General features: G+C 37.8%; 13 protein-coding genes and 1 tRNA gene. 5 read left to right on the top strand and 9 right to left on the bottom strand.

Going from position 1 to position 15,869, the window contains the following annotated elements; translation table 11 throughout:
- Nucleotides 1-115 precede the first annotated feature (115 nt).
- Nucleotides 116-1,555 carry an ATP-binding protein gene (locus ABFG93_RS16070; RefSeq protein WP_347549025.1) on the top strand — a complete coding sequence of 480 codons (1,440 nt, stop codon included), beginning with the start codon at nt 116-118 and terminating at the stop codon, nt 1,553-1,555.
- 763 nt (nt 1,556-2,318) lie between these two features.
- Here the strand turns inward: ABFG93_RS16070 and ABFG93_RS16065 are convergent.
- Genes ABFG93_RS16065 through ABFG93_RS16055 form a run of 3 tightly spaced genes read right to left on the bottom strand, consistent with a single transcriptional unit; the run spans nt 2,319 to nt 5,988 of the window.
- Nucleotides 2,319-4,283, bottom strand: coding sequence for a DUF3732 domain-containing protein (locus tag ABFG93_RS16065; RefSeq protein ID WP_347549024.1), 1,965 nt, complete (start codon nt 4,281-4,283; stop codon nt 2,319-2,321).
- Complete coding sequence (locus ABFG93_RS16060) at nt 4,280-4,768, bottom strand: three component ABC system middle component (protein WP_347549023.1); 489 nt, start codon at nt 4,766-4,768, stop codon at nt 4,280-4,282. Before ABFG93_RS16060 ends, ABFG93_RS16065 begins: the two co-directional genes overlap by 4 nt.
- Nucleotides 4,765-5,988: an ABC-three component system protein gene (locus ABFG93_RS16055; protein WP_347549022.1), complete on the bottom strand. Its 1,224-nt coding sequence runs from the start codon at nt 5,986-5,988 to the stop codon at nt 4,765-4,767. Before ABFG93_RS16055 ends, ABFG93_RS16060 begins: the two co-directional genes overlap by 4 nt.
- Before the next feature lie 657 nt (nt 5,989-6,645).
- Here ABFG93_RS16055 and ABFG93_RS16050 point away from each other — a divergent pair.
- Nucleotides 6,646-7,872: a tyrosine-type recombinase/integrase gene (locus ABFG93_RS16050; RefSeq protein WP_347549021.1), complete on the top strand. Its 1,227-nt coding sequence runs from the start codon at nt 6,646-6,648 to the stop codon at nt 7,870-7,872.
- A gap of 66 nt (nt 7,873-7,938) precedes the next feature.
- On the opposite strand, the gene ABFG93_RS16045 is transcribed toward ABFG93_RS16050, so the two are convergent.
- Together ABFG93_RS16045 and ABFG93_RS16040 are read right to left on the bottom strand one after the other, a co-directional pair.
- Nucleotides 7,939-8,011: transfer RNA gene (locus ABFG93_RS16045), tRNA-Ala, on the bottom strand.
- 237 nt (nt 8,012-8,248) lie between these two features.
- Nucleotides 8,249-8,560: a YggT family protein gene (locus ABFG93_RS16040; protein WP_347549020.1), complete on the bottom strand. Its 312-nt coding sequence runs from the start codon at nt 8,558-8,560 to the stop codon at nt 8,249-8,251.
- Nucleotides 8,561-8,682: 122 nt separating this feature from the next.
- Here ABFG93_RS16040 and ABFG93_RS16035 point away from each other — a divergent pair, with 122 nt between their 5' ends.
- Nucleotides 8,683-9,675, top strand: a complete 993-nt coding sequence (locus ABFG93_RS16035) for a potassium channel family protein (RefSeq protein ID WP_347549019.1) — start codon at nt 8,683-8,685, stop codon at nt 9,673-9,675.
- On the opposite strand, the gene ABFG93_RS16030 is transcribed toward ABFG93_RS16035, so the two are convergent.
- From ABFG93_RS16030 to ABFG93_RS16020, 3 genes are all read right to left on the bottom strand, one after another.
- Nucleotides 9,666-10,076, bottom strand: coding sequence for a YugN-like family protein (locus ABFG93_RS16030; protein ID WP_347549018.1), 411 nt, complete (start codon nt 10,074-10,076; stop codon nt 9,666-9,668). The two genes, ABFG93_RS16035 and ABFG93_RS16030, sit on opposite strands and share 10 nt — an antisense overlap.
- 231 nt (nt 10,077-10,307) lie before the next feature.
- Nucleotides 10,308-11,669, bottom strand: coding sequence for a glucose-6-phosphate isomerase (locus tag ABFG93_RS16025; RefSeq protein ID WP_347549017.1), 1,362 nt, complete (start codon nt 11,667-11,669; stop codon nt 10,308-10,310).
- Between the two features lie 234 nt (nt 11,670-11,903).
- Nucleotides 11,904-13,067 carry an iron-containing alcohol dehydrogenase gene (locus ABFG93_RS16020; RefSeq protein ID WP_347549016.1) on the bottom strand — a complete coding sequence of 388 codons (1,164 nt, stop codon included), beginning with the start codon at nt 13,065-13,067 and terminating at the stop codon, nt 11,904-11,906.
- Between the two features lie 318 nt (nt 13,068-13,385).
- Here ABFG93_RS16020 and ABFG93_RS16015 point away from each other — a divergent pair, with 318 nt between their 5' ends.
- Entirely contained in the window at nt 13,386-13,616 is a 231-nt protein-coding gene (locus tag ABFG93_RS16015) for a DUF378 domain-containing protein (RefSeq protein WP_048312053.1), read from the top strand.
- Nucleotides 13,617-13,656: 40 nt separating this feature from the next.
- On the opposite strand, the gene yugI is transcribed toward ABFG93_RS16015, so the two are convergent.
- A complete protein-coding gene (yugI, locus tag ABFG93_RS16010) occupies nt 13,657-14,076 on the bottom strand; it encodes a S1 domain-containing post-transcriptional regulator GSP13 (RefSeq protein ID WP_347549015.1) in 420 nt (139 codons plus the stop codon).
- A 312-nt stretch (nt 14,077-14,388) separates the two neighbouring features.
- Between yugI and ABFG93_RS16005 the strand changes: the two genes are divergently transcribed.
- Nucleotides 14,389-15,729 (top strand): sodium-dependent transporter, encoded by a 1,341-nt coding sequence (locus tag ABFG93_RS16005; protein WP_347549014.1) that lies wholly within the window; start codon nt 14,389-14,391, stop codon nt 15,727-15,729.
- The last annotated feature ends 140 nt before the right edge of the window (nt 15,730-15,869 follow it).

Here is a 15,869-nt window from a genome sequence, read left to right as displayed (position 1 = left end):
GTGGAATGAAATGACAAACGTTAGTACCCCTACTTTTAATCCTAGAGTTTAAAAAAGGAAGATTATAAAACTAATATCAGGTTTCTCAAAATAAAAATAGTGGAGGTTTATATACATGAAAAAATTTGATTTGAATATTGAAAAAGTATTGGAACATTGGACTGTTCCTCACGCATTAAGAGAGATAATAGCAAACGCATTGGATGAGGCAAGTCTAACTGGTAACGAAGAACCTGTTATTTTCAAGAACAAGGATGGAAATTGGCACATAAAGGACCAAGGAAGAGGATTAAGATATGAACATTTAACTCAAAATGAAAATGTTGAAAAAGTTAAAAATCCTAATAAAGTTATTGGTAAGTTTGGAGTTGGTTTAAAAGATGCTATGGCCACTTTCGATAGGAGAAAAATTGGAGTCCTTATCCAATCGAAATTCAGCGATATTACAATCGAAAAAGCACCTAAAGGGGATTTCGACGATGTAGTCACATTACATGCTATCGTAAACAGTCCTACATATCCTGATATGATTGGAACCGAATTTATCTTTACCGGTTTGTTAGATGAAGAGATAGAAAAAGCAAAAGATTTCTTTATAGTTTATTCAGGAGAACGTACAATCGAAAGCACAAAATATGGATCACTAATAGAAAATAAAAAGAACCGTTCAAGAATTTATGTAAATGGACTATGTGTTGCAGAAGAAGAGAATCTATTGTTTTCATATAATATCACTTCTACTACTAAGAAATTGCTACAGTCTTTGAATAGAGAGCGAACGAATGTAGGAAGAACAGCTTACACAGATAGAGTGAAATCTATTTTAATGGATTGCTCGAGTCCGGAGTTTGCAAGAAAGCTAGTTAATGATTTGGAAAAGATCCAAACTGGGAATGCTCATGATGAATTAGATTGGATCGATGTCCAACTACACGCTTGTAGAATTTTAAGCAGCCAGGAACAAGTAATATTTGTGAGGGCAGTGGATCTGATGGATGGTGGTAAGTTTTTAAGTTATGCTAAAAACGATGGAGAAAAAATTATAACTGTTCCCGATTTATTAGCAAGTAAGTTAGAAAGCAATCATGATCTTAAAGGTAACAATTTTAGAAATTTAAATACCTATGCTGAAGAATGGAATGAAAAATTTGAGTTCGAGTTCATTGATGTTAAAAATTTAACTAAAAAAGAGAGGGCAGTATTCGATACTAAGGATATTATTATGAACTGGTTTCCTAAGAAAAGCAGAATAATTAAAAGTATAAAGGTTTCTGAAAAAATGAGACCAGACGATCATACTGGTGGTGATGCCCTAGGCTTATGGGAACCTTCTAACCAGCGGATTATTATTAAACGTAGTCAATTAAAAGATTTGCAGTCCTTTTCCGGAACCTTTTTGCATGAACTTGTACACGCCTTCACTGGAACAGACGATAATACCTTAGAGTTTGAACACGCCTTGACTGAGATGTTAGGTGAATTGGCTGAAACAAGTTTAAATAGCTCAAGTAGTACAAAAGGTAAACTTGGTTTAAGATGGTTGCTAAAGGTATAGATAATAAGCATTAGATAATCTAGTTTTATCTATTCTGGACGCCGTCTTAATTCCCATTTTTTTCTTCTTATGAACTTAATAATTTTCTGTTTCATCCTTCTCAAAAGAATTGGATGTGAAGTAAAGTTACTAAAAACCAGGATATGACCTCTATCAAGGTTTTTAGTAGTTACTGGTGAATTATTTTACTATATATATGTTTTCTACAACATAAGAGACCTCACTCTTAGAGCGAAGTTCTTGTTGAAATATCTCTTCTCATGCCATTCCATTTGTATTGAATAGCTTAACCAAACCGATAATTGTCATATCAAATTCAATTTCCGAAAAATTTGATAAGTTCCTTTTCCTTCAAGATTCTTCTTAATAGCACTTACATTATAATCAGGGTGGTAAGTAACTGTTCGATCGCAAACCTTCTCTACATTAAAGTTTGTTTCTAGTTGTCTTATTTGAGTTCATTAAAAAATTTTTACACATAAAGCATAACCTCGCTCCAATTTTCACTCTGATGATAAAGGGATTCGTTGGCTCATTAATCACAAATCCCTTAATAATGGATTTAGGTGTCGCTTTTATTATTATTGGACTTATTCCATAACTGCTACTATTTGTTAGAGGTCTTACCGTTTTAGTTCACGTGTCAAACATTAAGTAGAATTTCTTCTTGCAGTTTAGATTCAGAACCCATAGTACTAATCACAATATCTTTAATGATTGCTTGATATTTTTTAATATTATGTGATCAAAGTTTTGACCATCTTTATTTGATTTTTTCTGGCCAATCTTTAGGAATAAGGCCAGATTCGTTTTTTTTCCATCTATATTTAACAGACTTTTTGTATCGATCATGATTCTTAAAAAAAGCATGTTCAATAATAATAATTTGTAGAGACTCATTTCTATCTACTTCATTAAATAATGCTTCAAAATATTTAATGAGTGAACTTCTTTCGCTATCTTCGTTCACCTCATCATCTATTTCCACTTCATTCGGTTCTTCATCAGGTGGAAAATATGGTCTACTAAGTTGGTCAAATAGTAAAACTCCTGGAACTGGTCTTTCCAAATTTGCAAAGTGTCTGTGCAAAGCCAACATTAATGATACATGTAAACTTAAATAGTTTTCATCTGAACCAACATCACGCATACTTTCACTGTGTGTTGGTAAGGAAACACCAACATCAAGGTTTTTTAAATTTATATAAACTGGACAATCCTTATAACGTTCCTCAAATGGCAAATTTGATATTATATTAGTTGCAATAGAAGAGATTCTACGCTCTGCGTTTTCCAATTTATTAACTTTACTCTCAAAATTAATCTCTTCCTTTAATTCCTCCAACCTATAATATAGTTCCTCTAGGATATTCTGGTCTTTAAGCTGTTTATCAGAATTAAGTGCATCTTTACTTTCTAAATATAGACTTATGCGACCGATAGTTCTAAACCTTCTTTGGAAGATATCTAAATTATTTTCAATTTGTTCATTTTCATTAACTAAAGTTGCTATTTCATCTTTGGTATTCTCAATTTCAAATTCTTTAATCTCTAGTTCTGTTCTTAATTTGTTAATATGACTATCCAATCTTGGTCTATCTTTCTCTATACTTTTCAAATCGTCTTGAACTTTTGTCATTAGATTTTTTATCGTACTCACTGGCTTTGAAGGAGACGTTAACTCATTGCTGCAAAGTGGACATGTACTAGGGTCGTGTGGATTTTTAAAGAGGTTAACAACCTCTAATTTTCTTTTTTGCCTATTTACTGTTCCATCAAATTCATCAACCGTTAAAATTTGTTGTTTAGCCTTTCTCAACTGATTCTTTATTTCAATAGCTTTAATTTGCTCATTAGCTAATTTTTCATATAAATGAGGAAGTTGATCTTCATTAACTTTATTTTGATCTGTTATATCCCAATTGGATACCTTTGTTAATTTAGTAAAAAGTTCATCATTACTACACTTTTCTAAATCGTCATCATTGTCTATCAAACCTAATTGTATTGCCTCTTGAATTAAACTCAAAGCTTTATTAGGTTCACCATAGATGATAGTTTTATTTGTATTAACCTTCTTTTCAATTCTAGAAATTTGTTTAGTGATCTTCTTAAACTCCAGTTCTTTGCCTAAAGTATCTTCATCTACAATTCCCAGAAAATATGGTAATGATTCAATAATGCTCTGCTTCCGTTCATCATTAGCACCTCGTAGTAATGTATTTTTACTAATGATTACATCATCATCTTGTAAAAGATAAGGCATTGTATTTCTAACCGATATTCTTTTGGACTCAAACTTCTTCCCAAAAGATTCTGTTCTTGCATCACCTATCCCTAATAATCTTTCAAACTGTGATAATCCACCTTCAAGATTGGTTTTTTTACTGAGTAATGATGATTTAGCTGGAATTCTAACATTTTTCCCAATTTCAAAGTATATATCTTGGCTAGATTTCTTTCCAATATTGGGTATCCTCCTATATAAAGAGAATTCAGTATCATCTTTCACCCATAATATCCCTACCCAACTCAAGCATGCCCTTGCAAAAGAAGGGATATGACATTCCCCAGCTCCCAATACATAATCAATAATCTCAGGTATAGCAGACTTTCCAGTTCGTGAGCCCCCTGTAATAATCGTAACATCCTCGAGATTAAACTCTAATTCTTTCATCTGTTCGTTATGACTATATAATAGTAATTTTTTAATATTCCATCGTTTCATAGTGACACTCCTAGTACATTAAATATTGTTTTTGTAGATTCTAATTGGCCACACCAACCACCTAACCTTCTTGCTGTTAGTAGCATTTCATTTCCTTCTTCAACATGATCCACTGAATATACCTTACTAACTTTAATTCCGCTTTTATTAGAGAAGATGAGCCCTTCATCATTAAAAGAAAAAATTTTATTAGGAACCCCGAATAAAATTGCTTCTTTAGTAATATCTTGGGTTACTTCTATTCTTTGACCTACATTAATCAAAACTGAAGGGTTTCGTGCTATCCATGTAAGTAAACCAGTTGTAGTATTACTCCCTGAAAAATTATTCCTTATACTTTTTGATAATATTAAAGGCAAGGGTAGAAATAATATTGGAAGTTCACATCCATCTTTCTTCACTTTTTCAAATCCATTAAGAAAAGACCATAATACTAATGAACAAAGGACAGGATTTGTTGACGTATAAGTATCTGCCGAAATCATTTTTCTCCCTCCTGATTAGATGAATTTTTTTTAAGAATTTCATCAAATTCTGGATGCCAGCCAACTACTAAATCTTCTGCAAGTTGCTGGTACGATCCCTGTACTAGATAAGGCTGTCTCCATCCTTCTCGAACTGGAATAACTTCCTGAAAAGCCTTTCTATGGGACCAATCTAAAAGTGAACGTCCATTTTCAGCAAGTACATTTTCGTCCTCATCCTCTAAATCATATTTCATTGTTTGAAAATAATCATCCCAAACATTAATTAACCTTTTATCTAATTTTTTTAATTCTATTCCATTAATTAAATCATCATCCAGCCATCTTTCTCTTTGATTTCTTGCTTGCCATCTAGCCACCGCCGCTCTTTTTTTTCTTGACTTCCCTCCATTTACTAGATCTATCTGAGCTTCCATATTCCCACCAAGTTCACCTAATATATCAGCTTCCTCGTTTCGGTCTCCATAATCATCTGTTAAATTTTCTTCAGATAATTCGTTAACTAGTGTTACTATGTACTGTATTAATTCATGTTTACTAATGTCCCTTGATGCCTCGTTTAACAACCCTAATACTACCCGTCTATCCCACCATTCAATTAGTCGTTCAACTAACTTTGGCCGAATTCCTAATGGTACCGTATTTTTAATTTTCAATGTTACTTCATTATGGATATCTTTTATATTAAAATTATTTGGGTGTATAGTAATTTTATTAACCAAATCGACTCTTTGTTCCGGGCACAAAGATAAATAAGCCTCACAACCAGGCCATCTTGTTTTATAAGGTAAGGCTTCTTGTTTACTTTTTGCTATTTTCCTCTTACCAGCAACACGTTTGGCTTCCATTAGAAGATCATCAACCACTCGACTCCTATTAGAATCATTTTTAGACAGTTCAGTAAGTGAACAATTTTCATCGATTAGAAGTGGAGTTACAAATATAAAAAAAGTGGCTTCGTCTACTTCTTCTTTCTCCACCATCTTTGCCCAAATTCTTATCGTCTTCCATAAGCCATCATTTTTTTCATTTAAATTCCCACCACTATTAAGACTATGTTTTAATTGATATAATGTTTTAACATCCCCATCAAGATAAACATCATCAAAAGTCTCTATACTAATTCTATCGTAATCATTTGCATCTAATAACTTTACCAAGGCGTACATACCTTGAAAATAATAACCTAAAAGCGAAGCATCTGCTGAGTGTTGACTCATATATTTCACCTACCAACCAACCAATTATTTGGTAAAATTACCTATTATCATAGTACCATTAAATATCAACAAGAGTCGCAAAATACTGAAAATTATTGGAATAACTGTTTTTTAAAAAGAGAGCGATAAGTCCAATCCTCACCTCTATGATCTAAAATATCTTCCTCAACAATTTGCGCCCTTTTATGGATTAAATATTACAATTACTCTTCCAAGAATCCGCTTTTCATTGGAATAAATTAGAAATTATATGTTTAGACTTTAATCCTCCTTCCTTTCTAAGCTTCTATCGTGCGTTACTTTTCTTTTTAAAGCTTTATTTTCGCAACTTTTTGAGTTTAATTTAATCTTAATTGATACCAAGAACTTTCGTTCGTATAATGATATAAAGAATGTTAAAAGTAACAAAGTCCCTCATAATACAACAACTGTTTTAGAAAATTGAAATTTTTAATCGTAACATAAGCTAAAAAAAGATAGCAATGAATCACAATTTGATGAATCGTCAAGGAATCTTTCACCTTTAGGAACTAGACCTAAAGGATTTTGAGCTAATTAAAAAGCGTTTTGCACAGTTTAATAAAATATTAAACCAACACATAGTACCGATCATATTACTCATTTCTATTATTAAAATTTTAATGGGAGGTATTTAATATGGGAAGTTACCAAAGACGGGGAGAGAATTCTTTTCTGTTGGTGGTAGAAGCAGGATATGATGCTAAAGGTAAGCGTAAAAAACGTACCAAGACAATACGGGTCACTGATCCACCTTTATTAAAAACGAAACGCAAATTAGAAAATTTCTTACAACAGGAGCTGGCAAAATTCCAGATTGAAATTGAGGCGGGTGAATATATTGCTCCTAACAAAAACTTGTTTAGTGACTTCGTTCAGGAATGGTACAAGCGTTATGCAATTAAAGAATTATCCCCCACTGTTGTTAAAAACTATATGAGCTCTCTACGTAGTCACATCCTCCCTGTGTTTGGAGCTAAAAGAATTGGAGATATTAAAACAATTCAAATCATACGGTTTTTAGATGATAAAGCAACCGGCGAGAATGAAAGAAAAGACGGACGTCCAGGTAAACTCTCATCTGATTCTATTCGGAAATTTTATGATGCGCTTTGTAATGTATTTAACAGAGCATACGAGTGGCGTATTATTAAAGATAATCCGATGACTGGCATTAAAAAGCCAGCAGTCAAACAAAGAGAAATGAGGTATTACACTAGTGAAGATCTTGGAGAAGTATTTGAAGCTTTGAACCAGGAATCACTGATGTGGCGTGTGTATTTTTTAGGAGCTTTATTTGGCGGATTTAGACGAGGAGAATTAACAGCTCTTGAGTGGTCTAACATCTTATTTGATACTAATGAAATAGAAATTATAAATAACATTGTAGGTAGCGAAAACGGTCAACCTATTATAAAGGATCCCAAAACGAAATCATCTAAAGCATCAGTCGTTATGCCTGAGTGGTACATGGATTTATTGAAAGAGTATAAAGTTGAGTGGCTAAATGAAAAAGAAAGTGCAGCTGAATATTGGGAAGGGAACGATCACCAGTATCTTTTTCATAAAGGATTAGGAAGTCCTCTCTATTTTACAACGCCTACAACAAAATGGAGTCGAATAGTTGAGAAATACAAATTGAAAAAAATTCGTCTTCATGACTTACGCCATAGCATGGTCGCTCTTTTAATGGAAGAAGACAACGTGAATTTACCAGCCATTCAGAAACGTGCTCGTCATTCAAGTTCGAAAATCACTTCAGATATCTATGGACATATTTCTAAAAAAAGAGCTACGCAAACTGCAAGTCAATTTGATAAATATGCTCCAAATAAAAATTTGGTCAACAAATCGTCAACAACCTAATAATTGTGGTGTGTATACAAAATTGCACACACAAGAAAAACCCTTGATACACAAGGGTTTTTAAGATGGAGCATAGCGGGCTCGAACCGCTGACCTCTACACTGCCAGTGTAGCGCTCTCCCAGCTGAGCTAATGCCCCGTATAATGACAGCGATTTCCTGTCGACAAGATTTATTTTATCACAGCAATTATGTGAACGGCAACTATTTTTTACAAGAAATACGGAAGTGACCGTTTAGATCCTAAAAGCGCTGGAACCATCTAAACTGAACACTGTCTTTGTATTCCGATTGATTGGTGAAGTGTCTCGTGGGCCTGGTTATTGAAGCTAGACACACAAAAGTAAGAAACGCTGTCCCCAGCGTCTCTCCTCTTCCTATCTTCTCTCCTTACCTGAACCTAACCCCATCGCCACAAACCTTACAATCAATGACCCAATAATACTATACACAATCAGTGCAAAGACCGCCGAGAATTCGACGACAAATCCACCGCTGAATTCAGTTGTTGGGAAGATGTTTCGAAACGGATATAGTAGTGGTGCTGATGTGTCGTAGATCCATTGCACGAATGGCGCAGCAGAGTTTGCGCTGAATAGTTTCAGCAATATACGAATTCCGAGAATCGCTTCGATGATGCCGAAGATCAGGCGTACGAGCGATACGAGGAATGATGATAGTGCTCTCATGTTTCTTCACCCTTTTTAAACAGTCATATCCTTTCTATACCCTGCTGTCTTTGATCACACACGTGGTGGTTTTTTCCAATCATTCGTGGGCATAATGGGAATGGAGAAAGGAGCGGTTTGTTTTGAGATTACGGGACGTAGTTTATTATATATCGCGCTACCCACCAGTATTACAACTTGGCGTATTAATTGTACTGATCCTTATCGCAATGGGGTTTGTGATGCATACGGTTGAGCCAAAAGTGTTTCCAAGCGTTTTTGAAGGAATCTGGTTTGCGATAGTGACGGCTTCTACAATCGGCTATGGGGATGTATCCCCTGAGACAACGGCAGGAAAAGCGCTGGCAATGGTCTATATTATGTTCGGTGCTGGTTTTATGACTTTTTATATGGCAAGGCTCGCTTCCACCTTTGTTATGACACAAGGGGCACTCGGCCGGGGCGAGCGTCGGTATGATCGTAGTAATCATGTGGTTGTCGTAGGCTGGAATTCTAGAAGCAGACATACCATTAAGGCTCTCCTTTCCAATCAACCGGAACGGTCTGTTGTGCTAATCGACAACTCGCTTACTGAGAATCCCCTTCAAAAAGAAGGGATCCATTTTATCAAAGGAAGCCCAGGTGAGGACAGTACATTAAGAAGTGCGAATGTCAGAGACGCTCAGACAGTTCTGATTACTGCTGATCAATATAAAAGTGAGATTGAAGTGGATATGCAATCGATTCTGACGCTTTTAACGATAAAAGGAATTAATCCTTCCGTCTACACAATTGTGGAGATCCTCTCCCCTGAACAAATTGTGAACGCTAAACGTGCAGGTGCAGATGAGATTATAGAGAGTGCTCATCTACTCAGTACGGTGATGACCAATAGTGTTTTCTCGCATGGGCTTTCAACGACGCTTCTAGAAATGCTGACACATTTAAAGCCAAATCAGCTGGATTTTATGAGTGCAGAAACGTTTAGTGAGGTTTCTTTTTGTGATGTAGCACAGCGACTGAACGAAAAAGACATTCTGATGATTGGTGTAAAAAGAGGGAATGACCTCGTGATGAATCCATCCCCATCGTTTACGATTCAATCAGATGATCGATTGCTTGTGATTCACACATAAGGAGTGAGCGCTGCGTCAAGATGTTTCACATGGCGTTCACCGAACTTCAACCACTTTTCATCGATTTCGGCATCCTTATTTGTAGGTTCCTGGAACTGATTAAATGACGCTGAAATATTGCCGATATTACCTTCTGGATCAACACCCGACTGATACATATGAGAGAGCAAGAACGGCTGACCGATTTTAACGATTGCGCCATCCGCATCAAGCTCTTTTTTCACGGCTTTAATTGGCACCCTAAGAAAGAGGTATCCATCTTCGTCGTCAATTTTATAGTCAAAATAACCGTGGTCATATTCCCAACCGCCGCCATAGCTGTATCCTAATTGACGGAGCTTGTCTTCCATAATGCTTAGTTCGATCGTTTTACCTTTGAGCACAGAGTCCATTGGAATCATAGGTGCTTCCTCCCTGTTTACGTAGTTCTACGCTTATCGTGTCCAATCAGGGAGATTTCATGATAAGAAAAGCGTAAGCGCCTTGTTCACCCGCGTCAAGCTTAAGACGAGCCACAATGAGGCTTGGCTTAAGACCTCGAGCGGGTAGGCGCTGGAGCTAGACTTCACTGAATTTTATACTTTCTTATCTTTAAATAGAAAAGAGAGTGCCGCAGCACTCTCTTTGAACTTCTATTCGTGAGATTTAAGGCGATCCTCAAGCTCAGCTTTTTCTTTTTCGAATCCTGGTTTACCTAGAAGCGCGAACATGTTCGTCTTGTAAGCTTCAACACCAGGCTGATCGAATGGATTCACACCAAGGAGGTAACCTGATACCGCACATGCTTTTTCAAAGAAGAAAGCAAGGTAACCGAAGTGGTATGGTGTCATTTCTGGAATGTTAACGATCAAGTTTGGAACATCACCGTCTGTATGGGCAAGCATTGTTCCTTCGAACGCTTTCTGGTTTACAAAGTCCATTGTTTCGCCAGCAAGGTAGTTTAGCTTGTCGAGATTCTTGTCGTCTTCTTCAATCGTGATTTCATGACGTGCTTTCTCAACGTTCAATACGGTTTCAAACAGGCTGCGACGTCCGTCTTGGACGTATTGACCCATTGAGTGAAGATCTGTTGAGAAGTCAACAGCAGCAGGGAATAGCCCTTTATTGTCTTTTCCTTCACTTTCACCGAAGAGCTGCTTCCACCATTCAGAGAAATAGTGAAGTGATGGCTCATAGTTCACAAGAAGCTCGATGTTCTTACCTTTATTGTATAGAGCATTACGAACAGCTGCATACTGATATGCCTGGTTTGAAGCAAGGTCAGATGTGTTTAAATCGTCTTGAGCATCCTGAGCACCCTTCATCATCTCTTCAATTGAAATTCCGCTCGCTGCGATAGGAAGAAGTCCAACGGCTGTAAGAACGGAATAACGTCCACCAACATCATCAGGAATCACGAAGCTTTCGTATCCTTCTTCGTCTGCAAGTGTTTTCAGTGCACCTTTTGATTTGTCTGTTGTTGCATAGATGCGTCTTCTTGCTTCTTCAACACCGTATTTTTCTTCAAGGAACTTTCTGAAGATACGGAATGCGATCGCAGGCTCAGTAGTTGTACCTGATTTCGAAATCACATTAACAGAAACGTCTTTTCCTTCAAGTACGCTGAAAAGATCTTTCACGTAAGTGGAACTAATGTTATTCCCGACGAAGAAGACCTGTGGTGTTTTGCGCTCTTCTTTCGTTAATACGTTGTAGAAGGAGTGGTTCAGCATTTCAATCGCTGCTCGAGCTCCTAAATAAGATCCACCAATACCTACAACAAGAAGAACGTCAGAATCTGACTTGATTTTCTCAGCAGATTTCTGAATGCGTGAGAATTCTTCTTTGTCATAGTCATGCGGAAGCGTTAGCCAGCCGAGAAAATCGCTGCCTGCTCCTGTTTGATTATGTAATGCCTCGTGTGCAGCTTTTACTGCGTCTGCCATGTATGTTACTTCATGCTCGCCAATAAACGACAATGCTTTTGAATAGTCAAAACTTACTTTTGAAGTCATAATTAGCCTCCAATTATCATTTTTTGTTCTTCACTCTAGTTTAACTTTAGCCGAAGAAGTATTCGAAATCAAGAACGCCGATCCATGTAAGCGTATACCTGACGATATTTCTTTTTAAAATCCATCAGATCAAAGTAAAATTCCTTTGACTGTTTAAACCGTTCTGTCATCCATTGCGTAAACACCCCAGGTTCATCTAAAAAAAGACCGCTCCAAAGGAACGGTCCTCACTTCTTATAGAGAAGCTTTCAAAATTGCGATTACATCGTCACGCTCAAGTGACTTAAAGTTACCGAATGCGCCATTAGCCATTGCACGGTCAGCCATAAGGTCAATCTGGCTTTCGTCAATGTCGTAATCAGCAAGGCGTTTTGGTGCACCAAGACTGCTCCAGAACGCACTTAGCTTGTCGATCCCTTCAAGCGCGATGTCGCGATCTGTTTTACCTTCTTCACTTACAGCGAAAACCTTAACTGCAAGACGCTTAAATTTATCAATGTTCACCTCAAGGTTGTGTCTCATCCAGTTCGGGAAGATGATCGCAAGACCACCAGCATGCGGGATATCATAGATAGCTGATACCGCGTGCTCGATGTTGTGAGATGCCCAGTCACCGCGAACGCCCATCTGTAGGGATTGGTTAAGAGCTACAGTACCGCTTAGCATGATTGTCGCACGGTGATCGTAGTTCTCCATGTCTTCAATAAGCTTTGGAGCTGTGTTCATCACTGTTTCAAGCACAGAGAATTGCATGTTTTCTTGTAGCTCTGTATTTGTTTCCGGATGAAAATATTGTTCAAGAACGTGAGTCATCATGTCAACCATACCGTAGACTGTATGATTTTTAGGAACAGTGTACGTATTCTCTGGATCAAGAATAGAGAATTTTGGGTGTACAAGCGGGTGCCCCCAGCCGTACTTCTCTTTTGTTTCCCAATTAGTGATAACAGAACCAGGATTCATTTCAGAACCGGTGGCTGCTAGAGTTAGAACTGTACCGAATGGAACAGCTGCTTTTGGTGCTGCTTTCTTCGTTACGAAGTCCCATACATCTCCGTCGTATTTAGCACCTGCAGAAATAGCTTTCGTGCAGTCAATGACACTGCCACCACCTACTGCAAGAATGAAATCAATATCGTTTTCTTTACAAATATCGACACCTTTATGAACGGTGGTTAAGCGAGGATTCGGTTCTACTCCGCCAAGTTCAAATACTTCTGCGTCGATTTCTTTTAATGTGTTCATAACGCTATCATAAACACCGTTTTTCTTAATGCTGCCTCCGCCATATACTACGAGGACTTTTTTTCCGTATTGTGGAATTTCATTCTTCAGCGCTTCGAGTTGTCCTTTGCCGAAGATCAATTTAGTTGGATTTTGGAAAGTGAAATTATTCATTGTAATGTCCCCTTTCATTTCAAATCACGTTTATTCCACCCTTAAGGCGCAGTTAAAAACCTCACCTTATAACGTAAGTAAATCAAGACGTTCAGGTGGGGGTTAACTGCCCCTAAAGGTCCGATTGGTTCAACCAACCATCAGAGAGGATAAAAAGACCTCTCTGACTGGAAGTTTCACTTTATTATGCCTCATTCTTTTTTTAAAATAAAGTAATCTGTTTGGACAAACTTTTTTGCCTTAAAATGTATAATGCATTGCTCGTAGAGTTATCTTATGAATGAATCGCTATGTTTCCTAATAAAAGGAGGTAGTTTCATGAGTACATTACAACGTGTTGCACTTGCACTTGTAATTATTGGTGCAATCAACTGGGGCCTCATTGGATTTTTCCAATTTGACCTTGTAGCTGCTATTTTCGGCGGGCAAAATGCTGCGCTTGCTCGAATTGTATATGGTCTTGTTGGGTTAAGCGGCCTTTATTGCCTAACGTTACTTTTCAAGCCTACTGAAGAGCTTTCACATGAACCCGATCGCGCAACAACTTAAAAAAAAGAAGGCAGCCATGTGGCTGCCTTCTCTCGTCTTATTACTTCTTAAGACGTTTGTTCAACTGAGCTTGACGGTCGTTAGACTCTTTCAACCAATCTTTAAGCTTGTCTTCAAGCGTGTTGAAGCCCTGTGGAGAAGAAGTTTGTTGTTGCTTCTTGTTGCCACCGCCACTTGGTGCAGCTGGACGTGGTTTTCTTTCCGGTCTTTCAGGTTTTGGCTGAGTAGCACGGATTGAAAGAGAGATCTTACCTGAACCTTCTTCAATGTTAAGGATTTTGACCTTTACTTCGTCTCCTACAGTAAGTTGATCTTCGATATTTTTTACGTAGCCGTGAGAGATTTCAGAAATGTGAACTAGACCTTGCTTTTGGTCGTCAATTGCAACGAAAGCGCCAAAAGGCTTAATACCAGTTACCTTCCCTTCTACGATATCACCGACGTTATATTGTTCTGCCATGAAAACACTCCTAACAAATTTTTTCAACTTAACTAGTATAACATAAATGTCGTATCAAGACAAAAAATCATACTGCTCTTCCTAAGAATCATACCTCTCTCCCTGAGGAATAGCAAGATTAGATATTTCCATAATACTAGCGTTTACTTTACAAATAAAAATAATGCCACTAATTCATTTAAAAGTCAGTCATAACAAGGCATACAACTGGTGGTAAATAAATACATGAATATTTGATATTGACTGAATACTTTCCGCTCGCTATAGTGATAAAATGCAATCCATAGGACTTATTACGTATGAGGTGACAATATGAAATCAAATGATCAATGGTCGTCCAGGTTCGGGTTTATTTTGGCTTCTGCCGGATCAGCTATCGGACTTGGGGCATTGTGGAAATTCCCATATATGGCTGGCACAAACGGCGGAGGCGCTTTTTTCCTTATATTTCTCCTCTTCACCTTCCTCGTTGGAGCGCCGATGCTACTAGCTGAGTTCGTTATTGGGAGACATTCGCAACAAAATGCAGTTTCTTCTTATGAAAAGATTTCAGGTAATCCAAGCTGGAAGTGGCTTGGTTATCTTGGGGTAATCGCTTCTTTTATTATCCTTTCTTTCTACAGTGTCATCGGAGGTTGGGTGATTACTTATCTCGTTCGAAGCTTTTCGGGTTCACTCACAGGGCTCCCTAACAGCAGGTATGAACAATTATTCGGGGATATCATTGGCAGCCCTGCTACATCATTACTGACGCAGGCTCTTTTCCTGGCCATTACAGTTGCTATTGTGCAATTCGGAATCCAGAAAGGTATTGAAACAGCAAGTCGATATATGATGCCGGCGCTCTTCGTGCTTTTTCTTGTACTCGTTGTTCGTTCCCTATCGCTGGATGGTGCGATGGAGGGCGTCGCCTTCTTCCTTCAACCCGATTTATCGAAACTAACGGCTGAAGGCGTACTTGATGCTTTGGGACAATCCTTCTTTGCTTTAAGTGTCGGCATATCCTTAATGGTTACGTACAGCTCGTACCTCGATAAAAGTGCCAACCTAACAGGATCTGTGATTTCCGTAGTCGGCTTGAATGTCTTGATATCATTCCTTGCAGGACTTGCGATCTTTCCAGCCGTCTTCGCGTTTGGCTTCGAACCAACTGAAGGACCCGGCCTCATTTTTACAGTTCTACCCGCCGTTTTTAACCAGATGGCTCTTGGTGGACTATTCTTCACTGTATTTATGGCGCTCTTGTTATTCGCTACGCTAACGTCGGCATTCTCCCTTATGGAGATTATCGTCTCCACCGTCACACGCGGAGCAGATAACCGGAAGAAAGTCTCATGGATTGCTGGCTTATTTGTCTTTGTACTTGGTATTCCATCAGCTCTCTCATTCGGTGTTCTAGCTGACGTTTCGGTCTTCGGACGTTCCATCTTTGATATGATGGATTTTCTGGCGAGTAACCTGTTAATGCCGATTGGCGCTCTTCTCATCTCCATTTTCGTATCGAAGAAGATGAAGCGTACTATTCTTGAAAGCGAGGTTATGATGTCTTCGAAAGCAGGACAGGTTATTTTCCCGCTCTGGTACGGTTTGATTCGTTTCGTCGTCCCAGCTGCAATTATCATTGTCTTGATTACATCATTACTTTCTTATTAATTTTTATTTTTCGTGTATATTTTTATGTTTTTCCGGGAATAAATGTAGTAGTAAGCTATCTATATTCCCCCTTTGATAGACGAGGCATGTGCCTCGTCTCTTTTTTTTGCCCATATAGTGAAACTTCCATCAGAGGGCTC

Source organism: Pseudalkalibacillus hwajinpoensis, from assembly GCF_039851965.1.
In the GTDB taxonomy this organism is placed as follows: domain Bacteria; phylum Bacillota; class Bacilli; order Bacillales; family Guptibacillaceae; genus Guptibacillus; species Guptibacillus hwajinpoensis_E.
The sequence above is the reverse complement of the archived record's forward strand: the minus strand, read 5'-3'. Positions and strand labels throughout refer to the sequence as shown.

Bases quoted from the DNA above. Each gene is read 5' to 3' on its own strand.
- ABFG93_RS16070 (WP_347549025.1), top strand. From the start codon at position 116: ATGAAAAAATTTGATTTGAATATTGAAAAAGTATTGGAACATTGGACT.
- ABFG93_RS16065 (WP_347549024.1), bottom strand. From the start codon at position 4,283: ATGAAACGATGGAATATTAAAAAATTACTATTATATAGTCATAACGAA.
- ABFG93_RS16060 (WP_347549023.1), bottom strand. From the start codon at position 4,768: ATGATTTCGGCAGATACTTATACGTCAACAAATCCTGTCCTTTGTTCA.
- ABFG93_RS16055 (WP_347549022.1), bottom strand. From the start codon at position 5,988: ATGAGTCAACACTCAGCAGATGCTTCGCTTTTAGGTTATTATTTTCAA.
- ABFG93_RS16050 (WP_347549021.1), top strand. From the start codon at position 6,646: ATGGGAAGTTACCAAAGACGGGGAGAGAATTCTTTTCTGTTGGTGGTA.
- ABFG93_RS16040 (WP_347549020.1), bottom strand. From the start codon at position 8,560: ATGAGAGCACTATCATCATTCCTCGTATCGCTCGTACGCCTGATCTTC.
- ABFG93_RS16030 (WP_347549018.1), bottom strand. From the start codon at position 10,076: ATGATTCCAATGGACTCTGTGCTCAAAGGTAAAACGATCGAACTAAGC.
- ABFG93_RS16025 (WP_347549017.1), bottom strand. From the start codon at position 11,669: ATGACTTCAAAAGTAAGTTTTGACTATTCAAAAGCATTGTCGTTTATT.
- ABFG93_RS16020 (WP_347549016.1), bottom strand. From the start codon at position 13,067: ATGAATAATTTCACTTTCCAAAATCCAACTAAATTGATCTTCGGCAAA.
- ABFG93_RS16015 (WP_048312053.1), top strand. From the start codon at position 13,386: ATGAGTACATTACAACGTGTTGCACTTGCACTTGTAATTATTGGTGCA.
- yugI (WP_347549015.1), bottom strand. From the start codon at position 14,076: ATGGCAGAACAATATAACGTCGGTGATATCGTAGAAGGGAAGGTAACT.
- ABFG93_RS16005 (WP_347549014.1), top strand. From the start codon at position 14,389: ATGAAATCAAATGATCAATGGTCGTCCAGGTTCGGGTTTATTTTGGCT.